Origin of the sequence: Lactiplantibacillus herbarum (assembly GCF_001039045.1) — a bacterium.
Lineage (GTDB): Bacteria > Bacillota > Bacilli > Lactobacillales > Lactobacillaceae > Lactiplantibacillus > Lactiplantibacillus herbarum.
In genome coordinates this window covers 44305-62063 of sequence record NZ_LFEE01000020.1, presented here as the reverse complement: position 1 = coordinate 62063, position 17759 = coordinate 44305, and the positions used below count along the sequence as shown (strand labels likewise).

Sequence of the window (17759 nt, the reverse complement as noted above, 5' to 3'; positions counted from 1 at the left end):
AGAATATCAAAAGTATCTCATAATGAGCAGATATCAAAATCTGACTATTATGAGATATTTTTTAATTATTTTAGGCCTGCGAGTTGCAAACAATAATGGGAGGGTGTATATTAGCACTCGTAGATAAAGAGTGCTAAAAAATCTCAGAAATAACTATCAATGGGATGATTATTGTAGTGAGTTTCTATGCGTGATTTACCGGCATTCTTTTCCTAAAATACTTTGTCTTTCCTTGACTTTCGTCAGGGTGGTTGTTATATTAGTAATTGTATTAGCACTCCATTAAGTTAAGTGCTAAAAAGAGGTGATGATCACGTTAACTGAACGACAAAGTCTGATTTTAAAGGCGATTGTTCGTGACTATACCGAGGGTGGTAATCCGGTGGGGTCTAAATCACTAGTTCAGGAATTACCAACTAAGGTCAGTTCGGCGACTATTCGTAACGAAATGGCTCGATTGGAAGACTTGGGCTTGATTGTAAAGACTCATTTATCATCGGGACGCATGCCATCGATTAAAGGGTATCGTTACTATGTCGATCACATTTTGAAACCTGAAAAGGTTGATAATAAGGATCTAAAAGTGATTCAACACTCGTTGGGTGGCGAATTTCATAAAATCGATGAGATCGTCGCGCAATCGGCGGATATTTTGTCACAATTGACAAGTTATACGACGTTTACGTTGCGACCAGAGTTGAAAGACAGTCGATTGAGTGGCTTTCGCTTAGTGCCATTAGGTAATCATCAAGTGATGGCGATTCTAGTGACGAATAATGGCGACGTTGAAAATCAAACGTTCACCATTCCTAACGATATCACGGGTGATGAGCTGGAGCCAGTTGTTCGTTTTATCGATGATCAATTAGTGGGCCTGCCGTTACAAGACGTCTTCCGCCAATTAAATCAAGAGATTCCGTTAAAACTCGCAAAGTATTTGCGTGATCCAGACGGGTTCGTTGATATTTTTGGTAGGGTGTTGTCCAAGGCAGCTTCCGAACGGTTCTACGTGGGTGGTAAGTTGAATTTATTCAATTATACTGACCAACAGAGCCCGAAAGAATTGCAATCACTTTACTCATTACTTGATCAAACGGACAGTTTGGCTAGTGTGATTGGTTCACCTGGTCAGCATATCCAAGTGCGTATCGGTAACGAGATCACCAACGATTTGTTGAAAAACTACAGTTTAATCACCGCAACGTATGACGTTGACCAGCACGGTCAGGGTGTGATTGCCCTACTAGGACCAACAGCAATGCCATATTCACGGATGATCGGACTGATGGGCGCGTTCCAGCGTGAACTAGCTGGCAAATTATTAGACTATTACCGGTACTTTGACGAGTGACGGACAGGGAGATGAAAACATTGGCAAAAAAATCAACGCAAACGGCAGCAGAAGAAGAACAAGTAGCTTCGACTGAGACCGATACGACAACTTCAGCTGCCAGTGAAACAACGCAGGCAGCTGGTACCACGGATGAATCAACTACTGAACAAACAGCAGTTGATCCCCGTGACCAACAAATTATTGATTTAAAAGCTCAGCTAGGTCAAAAAGATGACCAGTTGTTACGTGCACAGGCTGAAATTGCCAACATGCAAAATCGTAATAAGAAGGAACAAGCGGCCATGATTAAATATGATGGTCAGGCCTTAGCTAAGGACGTGCTTCCCGTTTTAGATAACTTGGAACGGGCCCTCGCAACTGAAGCTGACGAATCAGCGGCTCAACAACTGCAAAAGGGTGTTGAGAGGGTTTACGGTCATTTACAAACAGCCTTGAAAAATCACGGTGTGACCGAAGTACCAGCTGATGGCGAAAAGTTTGATCCAAATGTTCATCAGGCAGTTCAAACTGTACCAGTTGATGATGACCATGCGGCTGACACGGTTGTTCAGGTCTTACAAAAGGGTTACCTTTTGAAGGACCGGACCTTACGTCCAGCCATGGTTGTTGTCGCACAATAAAACTAAACTAAAAAAATAATTTAAAAAGAGGTTTATTAATTTATGGCAAGTAATAAAATTATTGGGATTGACCTCGGAACTACTAACTCTGCAGTAGCAGTTCTCGAAGGTAACGAACCTAAAATCATCACAACTCCAGAAGGCGGCCGGACGGTTCCTTCAGTTGTCGCTTTCAAAGATGGCGAAACACAAGTCGGTGAAGTTGCTAAACGACAAGCAATCACCAACCCTAACACGGTTTCTTCAATCAAGCGTCACATGGGTGAAGCTGGTTACACCGTTGATATTGAAGGGAAAGACTATACCCCTCAACAAGTTTCAGCAATGATCTTACAATACATCAAGGGCTTCGCTGAAGATTACCTTGGTGATACGGTTGAAAAGGCTGTTGTTACCGTTCCAGCATACTTTAACGATGCTCAACGTCAAGCAACTAAAGACGCTGGTAAGATTGCCGGTTTGGAAATCGAACGGATCATCAACGAACCAACGGCTGCAGCTTTAGCTTACGGTTTGGACAAGACTGACAAGGACGAAAAGATCCTTGTTTATGACCTTGGTGGTGGTACTTTTGATGTTTCCATCTTGGAATTAGGCGACGGTGTCTTTGAAGTCTTATCAACGAATGGTGATACTCGCCTTGGTGGTGATGACTTTGACCAAAAGATCATCGATTGGTTAGTTGCCAGCTTTAAGGCTGACAATGGCGTTGACTTATCAAAAGATAAGATGGCTTTACAACGTTTGAAGGATGCTGCTGAAAAAGCTAAGAAGGACCTTTCAGGGATTTCTGAAGCCCAAATCAGCTTACCATTTATCTCAGCCGGTGCTAGCGGTCCATTGCATATGGAAACCACGTTATCACGTGCTAAGTTCAATGAATTGACAGCTGACCTTGTTGAACGGACTCGGATTCCTGTTGAAAACGCCTTAAAGGATGCTAACATGTCAGCTAGCGACTTAGACGTTGTCATCTTAAATGGTGGTTCAACTCGAATTCCAGCCGTTCAAGAAGCTGTTGAAAAGTGGACTGGTAAGGAATCTAACCACTCAATCAACCCTGACGAAGCTGTTGCTTTAGGTGCCGCTGTTCAAGGTGGGGTTATCACCGGTGATGTTAAGGATATCGTTTTACTTGACGTTACACCACTTTCACTTGGTATTGAAACCATGGGTGGGGTCTTCACTCAATTAATCGATCGTAACACGACGATTCCAACCAGCAAGTCACAGGTCTTCAGTACGGCCGCTGATAATCAACCTGCCGTTGATATTCACGTCTTACAAGGTGAACGTCCAATGGCTGCTGATAACAAGACATTGGGTCGTTTCCAATTGACCGATATTCCTGCTGCACCACGTGGCGTTCCTCAAATCGAAGTTAAGTTCGATATTGATAAGAACGGGATCGTTAACGTATCTGCTAAGGATATGGGAACTAATAAAGAACAAAAGATTACCATTAAGAGTTCTACGGGCTTATCTGACGAAGAAATTGATCAAATGGTTAAAGAAGCCAAGGAAAATGAAGACGCCGATAAGAAGCGTAAAGAAGAAGTTGACTTGAAGAATGAAGTTGACCAATTGATCTTTACGACTGACAAGACGTTGAAGGAACTTGACGGCAAAGTTTCTGAAGATGAAATCAAACAGGCTCAAGATGCACGTGATGCATTGAAGAAGGCCCAAGATGATAACAATACTGAAGAAATGAAAGCTAAAAAAGACGATTTGAACAAGCTCGTGCAAGACTTATCAGTTAAGTTATACCAACAAGCGCAAGAAGCACAGGGTGCCGAAGCTGGTGCTGATGGCAACGCAACTGATGGTGCTGATCAAAGCAAGAGCGATGATGACAACACGGTCGACGGTGACTTCGAAGACTTAGATAAAGATAAGAAGTAATACTGGTTTAAACAAAAAGGCCAAGGCCACGCGGCTTTGGCCTTTTTGCATCAAATATGCTAGTATTAATGAGACTTAAGTAAGGTTCATTAGGAGGTTGCAATGGCAGAACAAGACTTATACAAAGTTCTGGGCGTTGAAAAAGACGCCAGTCAGGATGAAATTAAGAAAGCGTACCGTAAACTTTCAAAGAAGTACCATCCCGATTTGAACCACGAACCTGGTGCGGAAGAAAAGTTTAAAGATGTCAATGAAGCGTATGAAACGCTTGGTGACCCACAGAAGCGGTCTCAATATGACCAATTCGGCTCAACCGGTGGTCAACAGGGCTTCGGTGGTGCTGGCGGTTTCGGCGGTCAAGACTTCGGTGGTTTTGGCGGCGGTGGCGGCGGTTTTGAAGATATCTTCAGTTCATTCTTTGGCGGCGGTGGTGGCGGTTCGCGTCGTGCCAACCCTACTGCGCCGCAACAGGGACGTGACTTACAGTATGAAATGACATTGAAGTTTGAAGATGCCATTTTTGGTAAGAAGACTACGATCACTTACAATCGTGAGGAACAGTGTGGCACGTGTGCTGGCTCTGGTGCTAAACCAGGGACATCGCCCGTCACTTGTTCTAAGTGTCAAGGGGCCGGCTATATTCAAGTTCAAACGAATACCCCACTTGGTCGGATGATGAGCCAACAGGTCTGTGACGTATGTCATGGTACTGGTAAGGAAATCAAAGACAAGTGTGCGACTTGTGGCGGTTCTGGTCATACAGAACAGAGTCACTCAATCAAAGTAACGGTTCCTGCCGGGGTTGAAGAAGGCCAACAGATGCGTCTTCAAAATCAAGGTGAAGCTGGGACTAACGGTGGCCCTTACGGTGATTTATTCATTATCTTTAGGGTCGAACCAAGCAAAGAATTTGAACGCGATGGCGCAACTATCTACTTCAAATTACCAATTGATTTTGTGCAAGCTGCATTGGGTGATGAAGTTGAAGTTAAGACGGTTCACGGTGATGTTAAGCTCAAGATTCCAGCCGGAACTCAGACTGGAACGACCTTCCGTTTACGCGGTAAGGGTGCACCACGCTTACGTGGCAATGGTATGGGTGATGAACGGGTGACGGTTAATATTGAAACCCCAACTCATCTGAACAAGAATCAAAAAGAAGCGCTTAAGACGTTTGCCAAAACTAGCGGTAAGACGGTAGCTGGCAATGGTAAGAGCTCACTATTTGATAAACTGCGCGGCGTTTAAGCTAAGTTAAGTATTACAGCGTTGTACATCAAAAACCGGACTGTGTAATCAATTGTTGATTGCGGCAGTCCGGTTTTTGTGTGGCTGTAAAACAAATGTGACTGTTTATTAAGTAACTTTTCAGTTTGGGTAATTTTGTGCGAACAGTTTCGTTATCTTATCCTTGAGATGATTGCCAGTGCTAGAATTAATCAAGGAGGTAGGTAATTACGCTTAGGTACGGACAGGTTTTAACGGTAATGTTACAAAACCGTTACAAAGGAATCGTAATAGTGAACGTATGGGCAGCTTTTTGTTCTTTTCACGTGGGAAATGTGTATAAATCATGAAGATTGCTAGAATTATGATTGAACTTAACGTACCGTTAACGACATTAGTTAATGACGGCAATCAGTTCGTAATCAATAAACTAGTGGGGAAGTTAAAATTGTGAAACGAAGTAAACTTTTAACAATGATTTTGTTGGCAATATTGGTTCTGGGTGCTGGTGGTGGCTATTATGTGCATCACGTCAATCAGCAAGCTAAGATTGCTAAGGTACAGCGAGAAAAAAAGACAGCAGCCAAAAAAGCTGCTCAACAGAAAGCCAAGATTAGTCAGCAGGTTAATCAGCAACAGTTTTCAAAATCCACTGGTGCAAATGAGCAGATTACTAAGACCTTGAAGCAAGTACACTTTGTTGGAACAGCTTTGGTGGTCAAGAATAATCGTGTTATGTATCAAAAAGGATTTGGGTATGCTGACAAGGGTTCTAATCAATTGAACGGTCCGGCTTCTAAGTATCAGATTTTGTCGATTCAAAAGTCGTTTACTGCGATTGGTATCATGCAGTTGGTTCAGGCTGGTAAGATGAAGTTAACGGATCCTATTACTAAGTATTACCCAACGATTAAATCCGGACGGGAAACAACGATTCGTCAACTATTGGATATGACGACCGGTTACCGGCTTAACGATGGTTCTAAAGATACGTTAGCGGAAAATCAGGTTGTTAACTACGCTGTAGACCACTTAGATTACTATCCGGACAAAGATGGAAGTTTCAATTATTCTTCAGTTAACTTTTTATTGTTGGCAGGGATTATCCGTAAGGTGACTGGCAAATCTTACCAGGATTTCTTTACGAAAAATATTATTGAAAAGCTAGATTTAAAGCATACTGGGTTTGTCATCAAGGGTCTAGGGAGTAACGCGACATTGGGGTATCAACAAGCATCAGCTAGTCAGGTCAACGCTACTTATGATCAAGAAGCGTCTGAAAGTACGTCAGAAATGGCCAATGAGTTAGGAACTGGGCAAGTCTATATGAGTGCTGGCGATCTGTTTAAAGCGGAGAGTGCAATCTTGAAAGGTCAACTACTTTCTAAGAAAAGCGTTGCAATTCTGCACACACCAACAGCAACTGGTCATTATGGTGGTGGAATCTATAATCTCGATAATGGCGTTCGTTCTCATGGTATCGGTTATGGCTATGAATCCGACGTGCACTTGTCACCGGATGGTAAGACTGGTTTTGTCTTACTAAGTAATTATTATCGAGATTCTGCTAGTATTGAGAGTGCGGCCAATAAAATGTTTGTCGGTTTAATGAATGGTCAACTTAAATAATGAATAAGACACAATTGGAGGAGGTGATGGCATGTTCGCAAAATTGAAAGTCTGGTTTCAACGGCCAGTCGTTCACTTCATTGCGCTCACGGTATTATACTTTGCTATCATGTTAGCTTTGGTTTATCTGTATGGTTATAGTGGGATGAATCAAGCGAAATTTATTTACAATGAATTCTAATGATGAACGCAACGGCACTATTGTTTGGGGGGAATCTTAATTATGACAAAAAATCTCATCGCAACAATTGATGATTACGCACGCACGCAGCCAGATAAGGTTGTCTATGATGTGCAGGGTACCAAGCATACTTACGCAGAACTGAAAGCATATTCTGACGCGTTAGCTGCTCATATCGATACACTGGACTTGCCAGACGCACCCATTATTGTTTTTGGTGGTCAAACGTTTGAAATGATCGCCACTTTCCTAGGGGTCGTTAAGTCTGGACGGGCATACATTCCAATTGATACGCATTCGCCCAACGAACGGTTAACGATGATCAATGAAATTGCGGAACCAGCAGCTGCGATTGCGGTTGTTGATTTACCAACGGGTGTGGGTTCAACACCTGTTATTACCTCAGATCAATTGGCAGCAATCTTTGCAACGCCAGTTGATTATACGGCCGATCACGCAGTCAGTGGTGACGATGATTACTACATTATCTTTACTTCTGGAACGACTGGCAAGCCTAAAGGGGTTCAGATCAGCCACGACAACTTAGTCAGTTACGTTGACTGGATGTTGAGTGATGACTTTGGGTTACCAGCACAACCAAACTCATTGTCCCAACCACCATACTCGTTTGATTTATCCGTAATGGATGTGTACCCAACCTTAGCACTAGGTGGGACGCTCTACGCATTACCAAAAGCAGTAACTGATGATTTCAAACAGTTATTTGCGGCCTTACCAACGTTGCCAATTAACGTGTGGGTTTCGACACCATCCTTTATGGATATCTGCTTGTTAGAACCGAAGTTTAATGCAGAAAACTTACCAAGTTTGACGCACTTCTTGTTCTGTGGTGAAGAATTAACGCATAAAACAGCTGCAACACTCAAAAAACGTTTCCCAGCAGCCCGGATCTTCAATACGTATGGTCCAACTGAAACTTGTGTTGCTGTGACGCAAGTAGAAATTACTGATGACGCATTAGCTAAGTACGATCGGTTACCAATCGGTTATGTTAAAGCTGATACGCAGATGTTAGTTGTTGATGAGAACGGCGAACCAGTTGCTAACGGTACGGAAGGTGAATTAATCATCGCTGGCCCATCCGTTTCAAAGGGTTACTTGAATAATCCTGAAAAGACTGCGAATGCTTTCTTTGAATTAGATGGTCAACGTGCTTACCATTCTGGTGATATTGGTACGATGGACGATGATGGTTTATTCCGTTACCGTGGTCGGGTCGATTTCCAGATCAAGATGCACGGTTACCGGATTGAACTGGAAGAAGTTAACCACTTCTTGGCCCAACAACAGCATATTGAACAAGCTGTGGCCGTACCAAAATATGATAAAGAGCACAAAGTAACACAAATGATTGCTTACGTCGTTCCAAAGGAAAATGACTTTGAAAGTGCATTTGCACTGACGACGGCAATTAAAAAGGACCTTCAAGGAATGATGATGGAATACATGATTCCGCAACGGTTCGTTTATCAGACCAGCTTGCCATTAACGCCTAACGGTAAAATTGATGTCAAGTCGATCATTAAAGAGGTCAATCCAGAATGATGTCTTTTGACCCGTATGGTAACCCAACGTACTTTGTGCTGCTCTTTATCGCGTTGTTACCATTAATGATTGGTTTGCTATTCGGTCGTCGCTCACACCTTTACGAATCATTAGTGACATTTGTCTTCCTAATGCTGACGTTTGGTGGCAATAAGTGGCATACCGGGATTGCACTGATCATTTACCTCGTCTATCAAATCCTGCTCGTGTGGTTGTATTCCAAGTATCGCCAGCGGCCAGATTCCCCGAATAAAGGGTGGGTCTTCGTCGTCAGCGTCATCTTGGCAATTATTCCCTTAGCGGTGGTTAAGATTACACCCGCTGTTGCCCACGGGAAGACTTCAATTATTGGTTTTCTTGGGATTTCGTATTTGACGTTTAAAGTTGTCCAAACCATCATGGAAACTCGTGATGGGGTCATCAAAGAATTTCATCCAGTGTTATTTGGACAGTTCTTACTATTCTTCCCAACCATTTCTTCTGGGCCAATTGACCGTTATCGCCGGTTCGTTAAGGACTACGATAGTGTGCCAACCCGTGAGAAGTATTTGGGCTTGGTTGAAAAGGGTGTTCACTACGTCTTTCTTGGGTTCTTATACAAATTCTTGATTGCGTATGTATTCGGGACGCGGATGTTGCCCGTTGTTGAACACGCTGCTTTACAAGCACATGGCCTTTCGTGGTCGTTGCTTGGTGTCATGTACATCTACAGTATGTACTTGTTCTTTGACTTTGCCGGTTACAGTTTGTTTGCCGTTGGGGTCAGTTACCTGATGGGTGTTGAAACACCAATGAACTTTAATCAGCCATTTAAGTCAAAGAATATCAAAGACTTCTGGAATCGTTGGCATATGACGCTTTCATTCTGGTTCCGTGATTTCATCTACATGCGGTTAGTGTTCTTCTTAATGAAGCACAAGGTCTTTAAGAGCCGGATTACAACGGCGAATGTTTGTTACGTCATTAATATGTTGATTATGGGTTTTTGGCACGGGGAAACGTGGTACTACATCGTTTATGGGTTATTCCATGGGCTAGCAATGGTCGTCAACGATGCCTGGCTACGTTATAAGAAGAAGCATAGAGATCAGATTCCTTCTAACAAATTCACGGAATACTTTGCGATTTTCCTAACGTTTAACGTGGTTTGTTTCAGTTTCTTGATCTTCTCAGGCTTTCTCGACAAGCTGTTCTTCGCAGCCCATCTATAAAAATTATAAGGGAGCGTCATAATAATGGATGATACAAAAGCAACAGTTTTAGCAATTTTAGCTGATTTAACCGGGGAAGATGTCTCAAGCAATATGGATGTTAATTTGTTTGACGAAGGCATCTTAGATTCAATGGGTTCTGTTCAACTTTTATTGGAATTACAAAGTCAATTAGGTATCGAAGTGCCAGTCTCAGAATTTCAACGGTCAGAATGGGACACACCGGCAAAAATTGTAGCTAAGGTCGAGAGCATGCAATGAAAGTTTCCAACCGCCTTTTTAAGATTTTTGGGCCGATTATTCTGGCTGCCGTCTTATTACTGGCCGTACTGCTTTCACCGTTCTCATTCGGATTAAACTATATCTCTAAGAACACCGAGAAGACCGCTGCCGTTTCATTGTCAGCTAACGTTTTAAAAGGTCGCTTAGTTAAGCGGCAGGCGTTGGATGATGGTTACGTGCCGTTCTTCGGTTCGTCCGAATGGTCACGATTTGATCCAATGCATCCATCCGTATTAGCGGAAAAGTATAACCGTAACTACCGACCATTCTTGCTCGGTGCGCGCGGTACCCAGTCACTGACCCAATACTTTGCGATGCAGTCGGTTAAGAAGCAGATTACAAATAAGAAGGCTGTCTTTGTAATTTCGCCACAATGGTTTGTTCCCCAAGGAACGCGTAAGGACGCCTTTTCGTACTATTACTCACCACTGCAAACGATTGATTGGTTGCAAGATGAGCATAATACGGCCATGGATCGTTACGCTGCCAAACGATTGCTACAGATGCCATCCGGTTCATCTGATATGGTGTTAGAAGGGGCTTTAACCCGTGTTGCGGCAGGCTTTAAACCAACCAGTTCTCAAATGGCCTATATTAACTATAAGGCTCGAGTACTTGGAAGTGAGGATGAATTCTTCTCACGGTTCGGGATTTCTAATAAGAATCTGAACACGGTTAACAAGCAGGCACAGCAGTTACCAGCCGAATACAACTATAGTAAGTTGAATACGTTAGCTGGTAATATTGGTCAATCACAGACGACTTCTAACAGTCTAGAAATCAGTAATAAGTTCTGGAATGCTCAGTTGAAGCGTAATTACAAACATCTGAAAGATTCACAGACAACGCTTGATTACACAAAGTCACCAGAATTTGCGGACTTCCAGTTAGTCTTGAACCAGTTTGCTAAGACGCATACCGACGTGCTGTTCATTATTCCACCGATTAACCAACGGTGGTCGAACTATACTGGCTTGTCCATGAATATGATCAGTCAGTTTGACAAGAAGATTCAGTACCAACTATCTAGCCAAGGCTTCAACAACGTGTTGGACTTGACGCAGGATGGTGGTAAGGACTACTTCATGACTGATACGATTCACTTGGGCTGGCGTGGCTGGCTCGCAGTTGATCAGAAGGTCAATCCGTTCTTGAGTAAGAAGACTACGACGAAGTTGAATTATCAACTTAACGATGAATTCTACTCAACACGTTGGCAACAACTTAATCCTAGTGATTTAAGTAGTTTTAAATAAGTTTTACGTTAGTCGTTCCGGCCATCTTGGTGGGGACGGCTTTTTTGATTGTTGGCTAAAACTGAAATGATAAATAGGAACGGTTGGTAACAAGTCATTTACAGGATGATTCCGGGAGAAAAATTGTGATTGTGGGCGTTAGTTGGTATAATTGGATAGATTAGGACTCAGGAAGAAAGTAGGAAATTCAATGGATAAAGGGACAATGCAGGATCGACAAGCACACATTCGTAATTTCTCGATCGTCGCCCATATTGATCACGGTAAGTCGACCTTGGCGGATCGTATCTTGGAGTTGACGGATACCATTTCAAAACGGGAAATGCAGGATCAAGTGCTTGATTCGATGGATTTGGAACGTGAACGTGGGATTACAATCAAGTTAAATGCGGTTGAGTTACAATACCACGCGCATGATGGTGAAACGTACATCTTTCACTTGATCGATACACCAGGACATGTGGATTTCACCTATGAAGTTTCACGAAGCTTGGCAGCGTGTGAAGGGGCCGTCTTGGTCGTGGATGCTGCGCAAGGGGTCGAAGCACAAACCTTAGCGAACGTTTATTTAGCGATTGATGATGACTTAGAGATCGTACCAGTTATCAATAAGATAGATTTGCCATCAGCCGATCCAGAAAAGGTTCGCAAAGAAATCGAAGATGATATTGGTATTGATGCGGATGATGCCGTTTTAGCTTCGGCTAAGGCGGGTATCGGTATCGAAGACCTGCTAGAACAGATTGTGCAGAAAATCCCAGCACCAGAGGGCGATTTAGATGCACCACTAAAAGCATTGGTCTTTGATTCGATCTATGATGATTACCGTGGCGTTGTGCTGAGTATTCGTGTGCATGAAGGCATTGTTAAACCTGGCGATAAGATTCGTTTGATGAATAGTGGTAGTGAATATGAAGTGACTGAAGTTGGGGTCAACTCACCTAAACCAATCGCGCGGGATTACTTGATGGCCGGAGACGTTGGTTACATTACTGCCAGCATCAAGGATATTCAGGACACGCGTGTCGGTGATACAGTGACGAATGCTAAGCGTCCAGCTGATAAGCCTTTAGAGGGTTATCGGGAAATGCATCCAATGGTTTACGCAGGGATTTACCCAACTGATAACGCGCGTTTTACCGACTTACGTGAAGCGTTGGAAAAACTGAAGCTAAACGATGCAGCGCTTGAATTTGAAGCTGAGTCATCACAGGCGTTAGGCTTTGGGTTCCGGTGTGGGTTCTTAGGTCTATTGCACATGGATGTTGTTCAGGAACGTTTGGAACGGGAATTCAACCTCGACCTGATTACAACGGCACCGTCCGTTACGTACCATGTCTTGATGACAGATGGTACTCAAAAGCAAGTTGAAAATCCTGCTGAAATGCCAGAAGCCTCCGCAATCAAAGAAATTCGCGAACCATACGTTAAGGCTCAAATTATGGTGCCAAATGAATATGTTGGTGCCGTGATGGAACTTGCCCAACGTAAGCGTGGTGAGTTTGGCACGATGGCCTATCTTGATAATAACCGGGTTAACGTGACTTACTATATGCCGTTATCTGAAATCATCTTTGATTTCTTCGATAAACTCAAATCTAATACACGTGGTTACGCGTCATTGGACTACGACTTAGATGGCTACCGGGCTAGCGAGTTAGTTAAGATCGATATCTTGCTGAATGGTGATCAAGTCGATGCGTTGAGCTTTATTGCGCACCGTGATTTTGCACCAGCACGTGGCCGTGAAATTACGTCTAAGTTGAAGACGATTATTCCACGTCAAAACTTTGAAATTCCGGTCCAAGCAACGATCGGTTCTAAGGTTATTGCACGTACCAATATCAAGGCATACCGGAAGGACGTTACCGCGCATCTATATGGTGGTGACCGTACTCGACGGATGAAGTTACTTGAGAAGCAAAAAGTTGGTAAGAAACGAATGAAGGCTGTCGGACGGGTGGAAATCCCTCAGGAAGCGTTCATGGCTGTTCTTAAGACTGACGAGGAAGAAAAGCCGAACTGATAGAAATTAAAAAGCAAGCAACTAATCTTTTTTGGGATTAGTTGCTTGCTTTTTTTAGGTGGCTGGAAGAATGACTAGTGCTGAGTTTGATCCAAATGATTTTGAAAATTCAAATTTAACTTCAGTGTGTTGTTCAGCCCAACCTTGGCGATGGACGTTTACGAGGTAGCTAATAACTATTCAGAATTATCAATAATCGGACCCGCAACTAACAGCTTTGAAGGCTGCTGTTTTACCATTAACCTATTCGTGCTTAAAATTTGTGCAGAATTTAAACTGTTCATTTATGGTCGTGCAAATTGATTGCCGCGTGGTGCAATAGTATCACCAGCAGCATCGGCAGCACTTTGTGTTATATATTGATAGTGACTAGGATTTTTTACACTGGTGTAGTATATGTTAGCGTCTGATACGAATACCATACCTGAAGCGGCAACAGTCCACTCGCCAGTTTTGGTATAAGAAACTTCATCAGTTTGGCTTGCTTCTTGGGATTTTTTGCTGGCAGCAGAAGAACTTTCAGCAAGTGATTCAGAATCAGCTACGGAAGAACTCTTAGATTCTGCTATTGATTCTGAACTGGCGCGGCTCTCAGATTCTTTTTTGGCAGTGGAACTGCTTTCTGATTCTTGTGCCGCTTTAATAGAGTTTGCTTTACTGATACTTTCTTTCTTTTTGGATACAACCTTGGTTATCTTTTTGCTTGAATCACTTGAAGCCGGTTTTGATGCTGTATCTGATTTTTGAGAACTAGAAAATGCCATCGTAAGTATCATATAGAACAATATAGTTATTGCTATTGAAATAAGGGTATATTTTCCATAATGTTTATTGGGATTATTTCTTCTAACCAGGCTAATCAACCAGCGCATGAAAAAATAAATGAATGAGAGAACAGCAAATAAAAAAATAAGTCTAGAAATTGTTTCCAAAAGTAACTCCTCCAAATAATATGATTCCCCAAAATATTTAAGAACAATCCCCATGAATTATTCCTAACTTTAGCTTTTTACGACATCCTAGCTGGTCAAAGCGGTGTATATTATGCGTTGTAAATACGTTAAGTAATATCAGAGTTATATTGTTGTTTTAAAGCTTTCATAAGAATGAACAGGGCAACGAGGTCATCAATTGGAACAAAGCCGACTAACAAAATTAGTAGGATGTGGGCGTTCATTGTAAGGGGACGTCTGGCTAAACAAATGTGTAGTTGTCATGTGTTATTTTACTATATCTGAATATGAAAGTATCTATAAACTCGAGGTAGAAAATTATCGTCGAGTACTAACGATAATCATGATACTTATAACTAAAATTTGTGGATAGCATTAATACAATTAATAAACTGATATTTCCTACAACTGGCAATAGATTTAATAGGCACAAAAAGCCGCTGCCATGAAGTCTACGAATTTGTGCAAGGATACGGATGATAAAAATAAAAATTAAATAGATTGAGAATACACTAGAAATTAGGCTGGCTAGCGTGGTTCGCATATGAAGTGGACTGCTTTTTAGGACTCGTCACCATAAGTTGCAAATGTGTTTCTAAGTACGATATTTGGAATTTAAAACTTTTATCAGAACAAAACTCACTCAGTTGGTGACTATTTTGTTGGACATGTTTGTATTCAGCAATTAAGCTAACTATTAGTGTTTTAAAATCAGTTTCTGATATCATTGATCATTATTTTTTCTCGATGGCTTAAAGTAGCTCGTAAGCGTTTTTCTTGAGGAGTCATTTTATAATTATTCCTTTTCAAAGTAATGGTAATGTTCACTGAAAGTAAATGCGACAGAAAGATAGCTAGTACAAGGCAATCGTACTAGCTATCTTTTGACATAGTGATTATTGTTATAGACAAGTAAATTTAATTAGTTGTTATGGCCAATCTAGCCCCAAACATTATCCATATGTGGTAATTGCAATAAGCCGTCAGTGGCCGGATCAGTCGTGCCGTTTGTTTTCAAATGCCATTGGCCAACATCATCTTGTTCAGCAACAACTTTGTTACGCTTACCTTCTTCATTTTTGTAAAAACAACCAACGCTGTCAGCACCAACTTCACGTGCTAAGATTTGGTTATCCGTGACGTAACCATCGTTTGTTTGAAATTTTTCGATTTGATCAACACTTGTCAATGGATCGTGAGCGCGCCGATAAATTTTTTCGATTAATACCATCAGAAAAATCCCCCTTGATTTCAGTAAAGATACTACGTTAGCACTATTTTACCATATCCTACGAAACGACTAAAATAATTATGAGGACTCCGTAAGAATAGGGTACCAAGTGCGAGTTTCTTGTATCACTAGTGGCAAATTGGTACACTATATGTTTAAAGTCTGCTATAATTAAATTTAGTTATAAAACGGACTTTGAAATCAATTAAGTTATCATTTAATCAATTTCACACTGTGAAGGAGAGATCATCGACATGTTAAAACGCACGAAACAGTTTCTGCGATCAATACATTATGACTACGACAAAACATATATTAGACCGCTGATGGTGCCCGACAGCGTTTACGTGTTGAAATTCGGTAAGGAGCACCGTAATAACCGAGTTGTGGTCAAGTATAGTCATACTTGGACTGGACATATTAAGATCAATGAGATCGCTGTTCGGTTACACAAGCAAAAGCGGCCTCGGATTTTCAAGAATGAAACCGAAATGCTTAAATATTTAAATAAACATTTAACAAAAAAGACACCTGAACTATAATTCAGACTGTTGCGGGGCTGACATACGTCGGCTCCGCTTTTTGTTTAGGAGGTTTCAGTAGTGGCAACTAAGTTAACTGAATTCTTAACACAACGTTCAACACCAGAAATTGCGGCCTCGTTACTCGGTAAACAACTCTGTTTGCAAACACCAACTGGTATGTTAACAGCGTGGATCACTGAGACGGAAGCTTACCTTGGTGCTAAGGATGCCGGGGCTCACGCATACCAGAATCATCAGACAGCGCGCAATCAAGCGCTCTGGCAACCGGCTGGGACAATTTACATTTATCAGATGCGAGCCTTGTTTTTGCTCAATATTGTGACCCAGAAAGCCGGCGTACCTGAATGTGTTTTGATTAGAGGGATTGAACCAGTAGAAGGATTAGACCAGATGCAACGTCAACGGCCGGTTCAACTGGCTAACCTGACTAATGGCCCGGGAAAACTCATGCAAGCGCTCGGTTTGGATAAGACTTTGAATGGTCAGTCACTTGACGACGGGCCACTCAGTTTGGATTTGCAGACCTCAATTCGGCAACCACAATTGGTTGAACGAACTGCACGTATCGGTATCGTTAACAAGGGTGAGTGGAGTACTGCACCATTACGGTACTATGTGGCGGGTAACCCGTTCGTTTCTCACATCAGTCGCCGTCGATTGGATCACGAGCAGCATGGCTGGGTACCCTTAGTTTAATTGTAAAAGCAAGTGTGCTTGTTATATAATTAGAGCTATGAAATAGAAGATGATAGCTAAGCGACGAGCAGGCGACTTAGCTTTTTTTATGAATTCAAATCATTTAGGAGGCAATATTTATGAAATGGACTGAAGTTACGGTCAGTACCTCAAACGAAGCCGTTGAAGCAGTTTCGAATATTTTAATGGAAGCTGGAGCTAGTGGTGTCAAAATCGATGATGCTTTAGACTATCAGAACCTAAAGCCAGATCGTTATGGTGAAATTATTGATTTAGACACGATTCCCCACATTACTAGTGGTGCTCAAATTTCAGCCTATTATCCTGAAACGGTGTTTGTTCCCGAAATTTTACCCACGATTAAGCAGCGTGTTAGCCAATTAACAGAATTTGGTTTGGACCCTCAGCCTAATGATGTCAGCATGGCGGACTTGTCGGATGAAGACTGGGCAACGGCTTGGAAAAAGTATTACCACCCAGTACGCGTAACCCGGTACTTAACGATTGTACCTAGCTGGGAAGACTATCAAGTCCAACAACCTGGTGAATTAGTCTTACGACTTGATCCGGGTCGGGCTTTTGGTACCGGAACGCATCCAACCACTAAACTCTGTTTACAAGCGTTGGAAACGGTGATCAATGGTGGCGAGCATTTGATTGACGTTGGTACCGGTTCTGGTATTTTGAGTATCGCGGCTAAGGCCATGGGTGTCGGCGATGTTGAAGCCTATGATTTAGATGATATTGCGGTTGCTTCAGCCCAAACTAACCTTGACTTAAATCCAGTTGCTAAGGACATCCACGTAGCGGCTAACGATTTATTAGTTGGTATTGATACGCAAGCGGACATCATTGTCGCTAATATTTTAGCGGAAATTATTATTCCATTGGTACCACAAGCTCGTCAGAACTTAAAACGTGGTGGTTACTTTATTACTTCAGGTATTATTGACGATAAGTTCCAGCTAGTTTTAGATACGATCAAGCAAGCTGGTTTCCAAATCACACAACATACGCAGATGGGTGACTGGCATGGAATCATTGCTTACTTACCAACTGATGAAGATTAGCGAGGGG

At 42.2% G+C, this 17759-nt stretch carries 17 protein-coding genes; 14 read left to right on the top strand and 3 right to left on the bottom strand.

The genetic code is table 11. From position 1 onward, the window contains the following. Positions 1-307: 307 nt before the first annotated feature. From hrcA to lepA, 11 genes are all read left to right on the top strand, one after another. Positions 308-1351, top strand: coding sequence for a heat-inducible transcriptional repressor HrcA (gene hrcA / locus ACG95_RS07050; protein ID WP_047999854.1), 1044 nt, complete (start codon positions 308-310; stop codon positions 1349-1351). 20 nt (positions 1352-1371) lie between these two features. Continuing rightward, positions 1372-1974, top strand: a complete 603-nt coding sequence (grpE, locus tag ACG95_RS07045; RefSeq protein ID WP_047999853.1) for a nucleotide exchange factor GrpE — start codon at positions 1372-1374, stop codon at positions 1972-1974. Between the two features lie 42 nt (positions 1975-2016). After that, entirely contained in the window at positions 2017-3879 is a 1863-nt protein-coding gene (gene dnaK, locus ACG95_RS07040) for a molecular chaperone DnaK (protein ID WP_047999852.1), read from the top strand. Between the two features lie 102 nt (positions 3880-3981). Beyond that, on the top strand, positions 3982-5127 hold the full coding sequence (gene dnaJ, locus ACG95_RS07035) for a molecular chaperone DnaJ (protein ID WP_047999851.1): 1146 nt from the start codon (positions 3982-3984) through the stop codon (positions 5125-5127). 429 nt (positions 5128-5556) lie between these two features. Beyond that, the gene (locus ACG95_RS07030; RefSeq protein ID WP_047999850.1) at positions 5557-6735 is read left to right on the top strand and encodes a serine hydrolase domain-containing protein; all 1179 of its coding nucleotides are present in this window, start codon (positions 5557-5559) and stop codon (positions 6733-6735) included. 31 nt (positions 6736-6766) lie between these two features. Then, positions 6767-6916 carry a teichoic acid D-Ala incorporation-associated protein DltX gene (locus ACG95_RS07025; protein WP_047999849.1) on the top strand — a complete coding sequence of 50 codons (150 nt, stop codon included), beginning with the start codon at positions 6767-6769 and terminating at the stop codon, positions 6914-6916. Positions 6917-6958: 42 nt separating this feature from the next. Next, positions 6959-8482, top strand: a complete 1524-nt coding sequence (gene dltA / locus ACG95_RS07020) for a D-alanine--poly(phosphoribitol) ligase subunit DltA (protein ID WP_047999848.1) — start codon at positions 6959-6961, stop codon at positions 8480-8482. Next, positions 8479-9693 carry a D-alanyl-lipoteichoic acid biosynthesis protein DltB gene (gene dltB / locus ACG95_RS07015; RefSeq protein ID WP_047999847.1) on the top strand — a complete coding sequence of 405 codons (1215 nt, stop codon included), beginning with the start codon at positions 8479-8481 and terminating at the stop codon, positions 9691-9693. Before dltA ends, dltB begins: the two co-directional genes overlap by 4 nt. Before the next feature lie 18 nt (positions 9694-9711). After that, entirely contained in the window at positions 9712-9954 is a 243-nt protein-coding gene (gene dltC / locus ACG95_RS07010) for a D-alanine--poly(phosphoribitol) ligase subunit DltC (protein WP_152668302.1), read from the top strand. After that, a complete protein-coding gene (gene dltD, locus ACG95_RS07005) occupies positions 9951-11231 on the top strand; it encodes a D-alanyl-lipoteichoic acid biosynthesis protein DltD (RefSeq protein WP_047999845.1) in 1281 nt (426 codons plus the stop codon). Before dltC ends, dltD begins: the two co-directional genes overlap by 4 nt. A 190-nt stretch (positions 11232-11421) precedes the next feature. Then, the gene (gene lepA / locus ACG95_RS07000) at positions 11422-13257 is read left to right on the top strand and encodes a translation elongation factor 4 (RefSeq protein WP_047999844.1); all 1836 of its coding nucleotides are present in this window, start codon (positions 11422-11424) and stop codon (positions 13255-13257) included. 284 nt (positions 13258-13541) lie between these two features. Here the strand turns inward: lepA and ACG95_RS06995 are convergent, their stop codons facing one another. From ACG95_RS06995 to ACG95_RS06990, 3 genes are all read right to left on the bottom strand, one after another. After that, positions 13542-14189 carry a hypothetical protein gene (locus tag ACG95_RS06995; protein WP_237756472.1) on the bottom strand — a complete coding sequence of 216 codons (648 nt, stop codon included), beginning with the start codon at positions 14187-14189 and terminating at the stop codon, positions 13542-13544. 352 nt (positions 14190-14541) lie between these two features. Further along, entirely contained in the window at positions 14542-14754 is a 213-nt protein-coding gene (locus ACG95_RS15005) for a DUF805 domain-containing protein (RefSeq protein ID WP_420324096.1), read from the bottom strand. 396 nt (positions 14755-15150) lie between these two features. Continuing rightward, positions 15151-15441: a hypothetical protein gene (locus ACG95_RS06990; protein ID WP_047999843.1), complete on the bottom strand. Its 291-nt coding sequence runs from the start codon at positions 15439-15441 to the stop codon at positions 15151-15153. Positions 15442-15695: 254 nt separating this feature from the next. Between ACG95_RS06990 and ACG95_RS06985 the strand changes: the two genes are divergently transcribed. From ACG95_RS06985 to prmA, 3 genes are all read left to right on the top strand, one after another. After that, positions 15696-15983, top strand: coding sequence for a hypothetical protein (locus ACG95_RS06985; RefSeq protein WP_047999842.1), 288 nt, complete (start codon positions 15696-15698; stop codon positions 15981-15983). A 60-nt stretch (positions 15984-16043) separates the two neighbouring features. Continuing rightward, a complete protein-coding gene (locus ACG95_RS06980) occupies positions 16044-16682 on the top strand; it encodes a DNA-3-methyladenine glycosylase (RefSeq protein WP_047999841.1) in 639 nt (212 codons plus the stop codon). Positions 16683-16801: 119 nt separating this feature from the next. Further along, positions 16802-17752, top strand: coding sequence for a 50S ribosomal protein L11 methyltransferase (gene prmA / locus ACG95_RS06975; RefSeq protein WP_047999840.1), 951 nt, complete (start codon positions 16802-16804; stop codon positions 17750-17752). Positions 17753-17759: the final 7 nt, after the last annotated feature.

What these genes read in the sequence shown, in the direction of transcription:
- lepA (WP_047999844.1), top strand. Translation starts at nt 11,422, where the DNA reads ATGGATAAAGGGACAATGCAGGATCGACAAGCACACATTCGTAATTTC.
- dltD (WP_047999845.1), top strand. Translation starts at nt 9,951, where the DNA reads ATGAAAGTTTCCAACCGCCTTTTTAAGATTTTTGGGCCGATTATTCTG.
- hrcA (WP_047999854.1), top strand. Translation starts at nt 308, where the DNA reads ATGATCACGTTAACTGAACGACAAAGTCTGATTTTAAAGGCGATTGTT.
- prmA (WP_047999840.1), top strand. Translation starts at nt 16,802, where the DNA reads ATGAAATGGACTGAAGTTACGGTCAGTACCTCAAACGAAGCCGTTGAA.
- dltA (WP_047999848.1), top strand. Translation starts at nt 6,959, where the DNA reads ATGACAAAAAATCTCATCGCAACAATTGATGATTACGCACGCACGCAG.
- ACG95_RS15005 (WP_420324096.1), bottom strand. Translation starts at nt 14,754, where the DNA reads ATGCGAACCACGCTAGCCAGCCTAATTTCTAGTGTATTCTCAATCTAT.
- dnaJ (WP_047999851.1), top strand. Translation starts at nt 3,982, where the DNA reads ATGGCAGAACAAGACTTATACAAAGTTCTGGGCGTTGAAAAAGACGCC.
- dltB (WP_047999847.1), top strand. Translation starts at nt 8,479, where the DNA reads ATGATGTCTTTTGACCCGTATGGTAACCCAACGTACTTTGTGCTGCTC.
- ACG95_RS07025 (WP_047999849.1), top strand. Translation starts at nt 6,767, where the DNA reads ATGTTCGCAAAATTGAAAGTCTGGTTTCAACGGCCAGTCGTTCACTTC.
- ACG95_RS06985 (WP_047999842.1), top strand. Translation starts at nt 15,696, where the DNA reads ATGTTAAAACGCACGAAACAGTTTCTGCGATCAATACATTATGACTAC.
- dnaK (WP_047999852.1), top strand. Translation starts at nt 2,017, where the DNA reads ATGGCAAGTAATAAAATTATTGGGATTGACCTCGGAACTACTAACTCT.
- ACG95_RS06990 (WP_047999843.1), bottom strand. Translation starts at nt 15,441, where the DNA reads ATGGTATTAATCGAAAAAATTTATCGGCGCGCTCACGATCCATTGACA.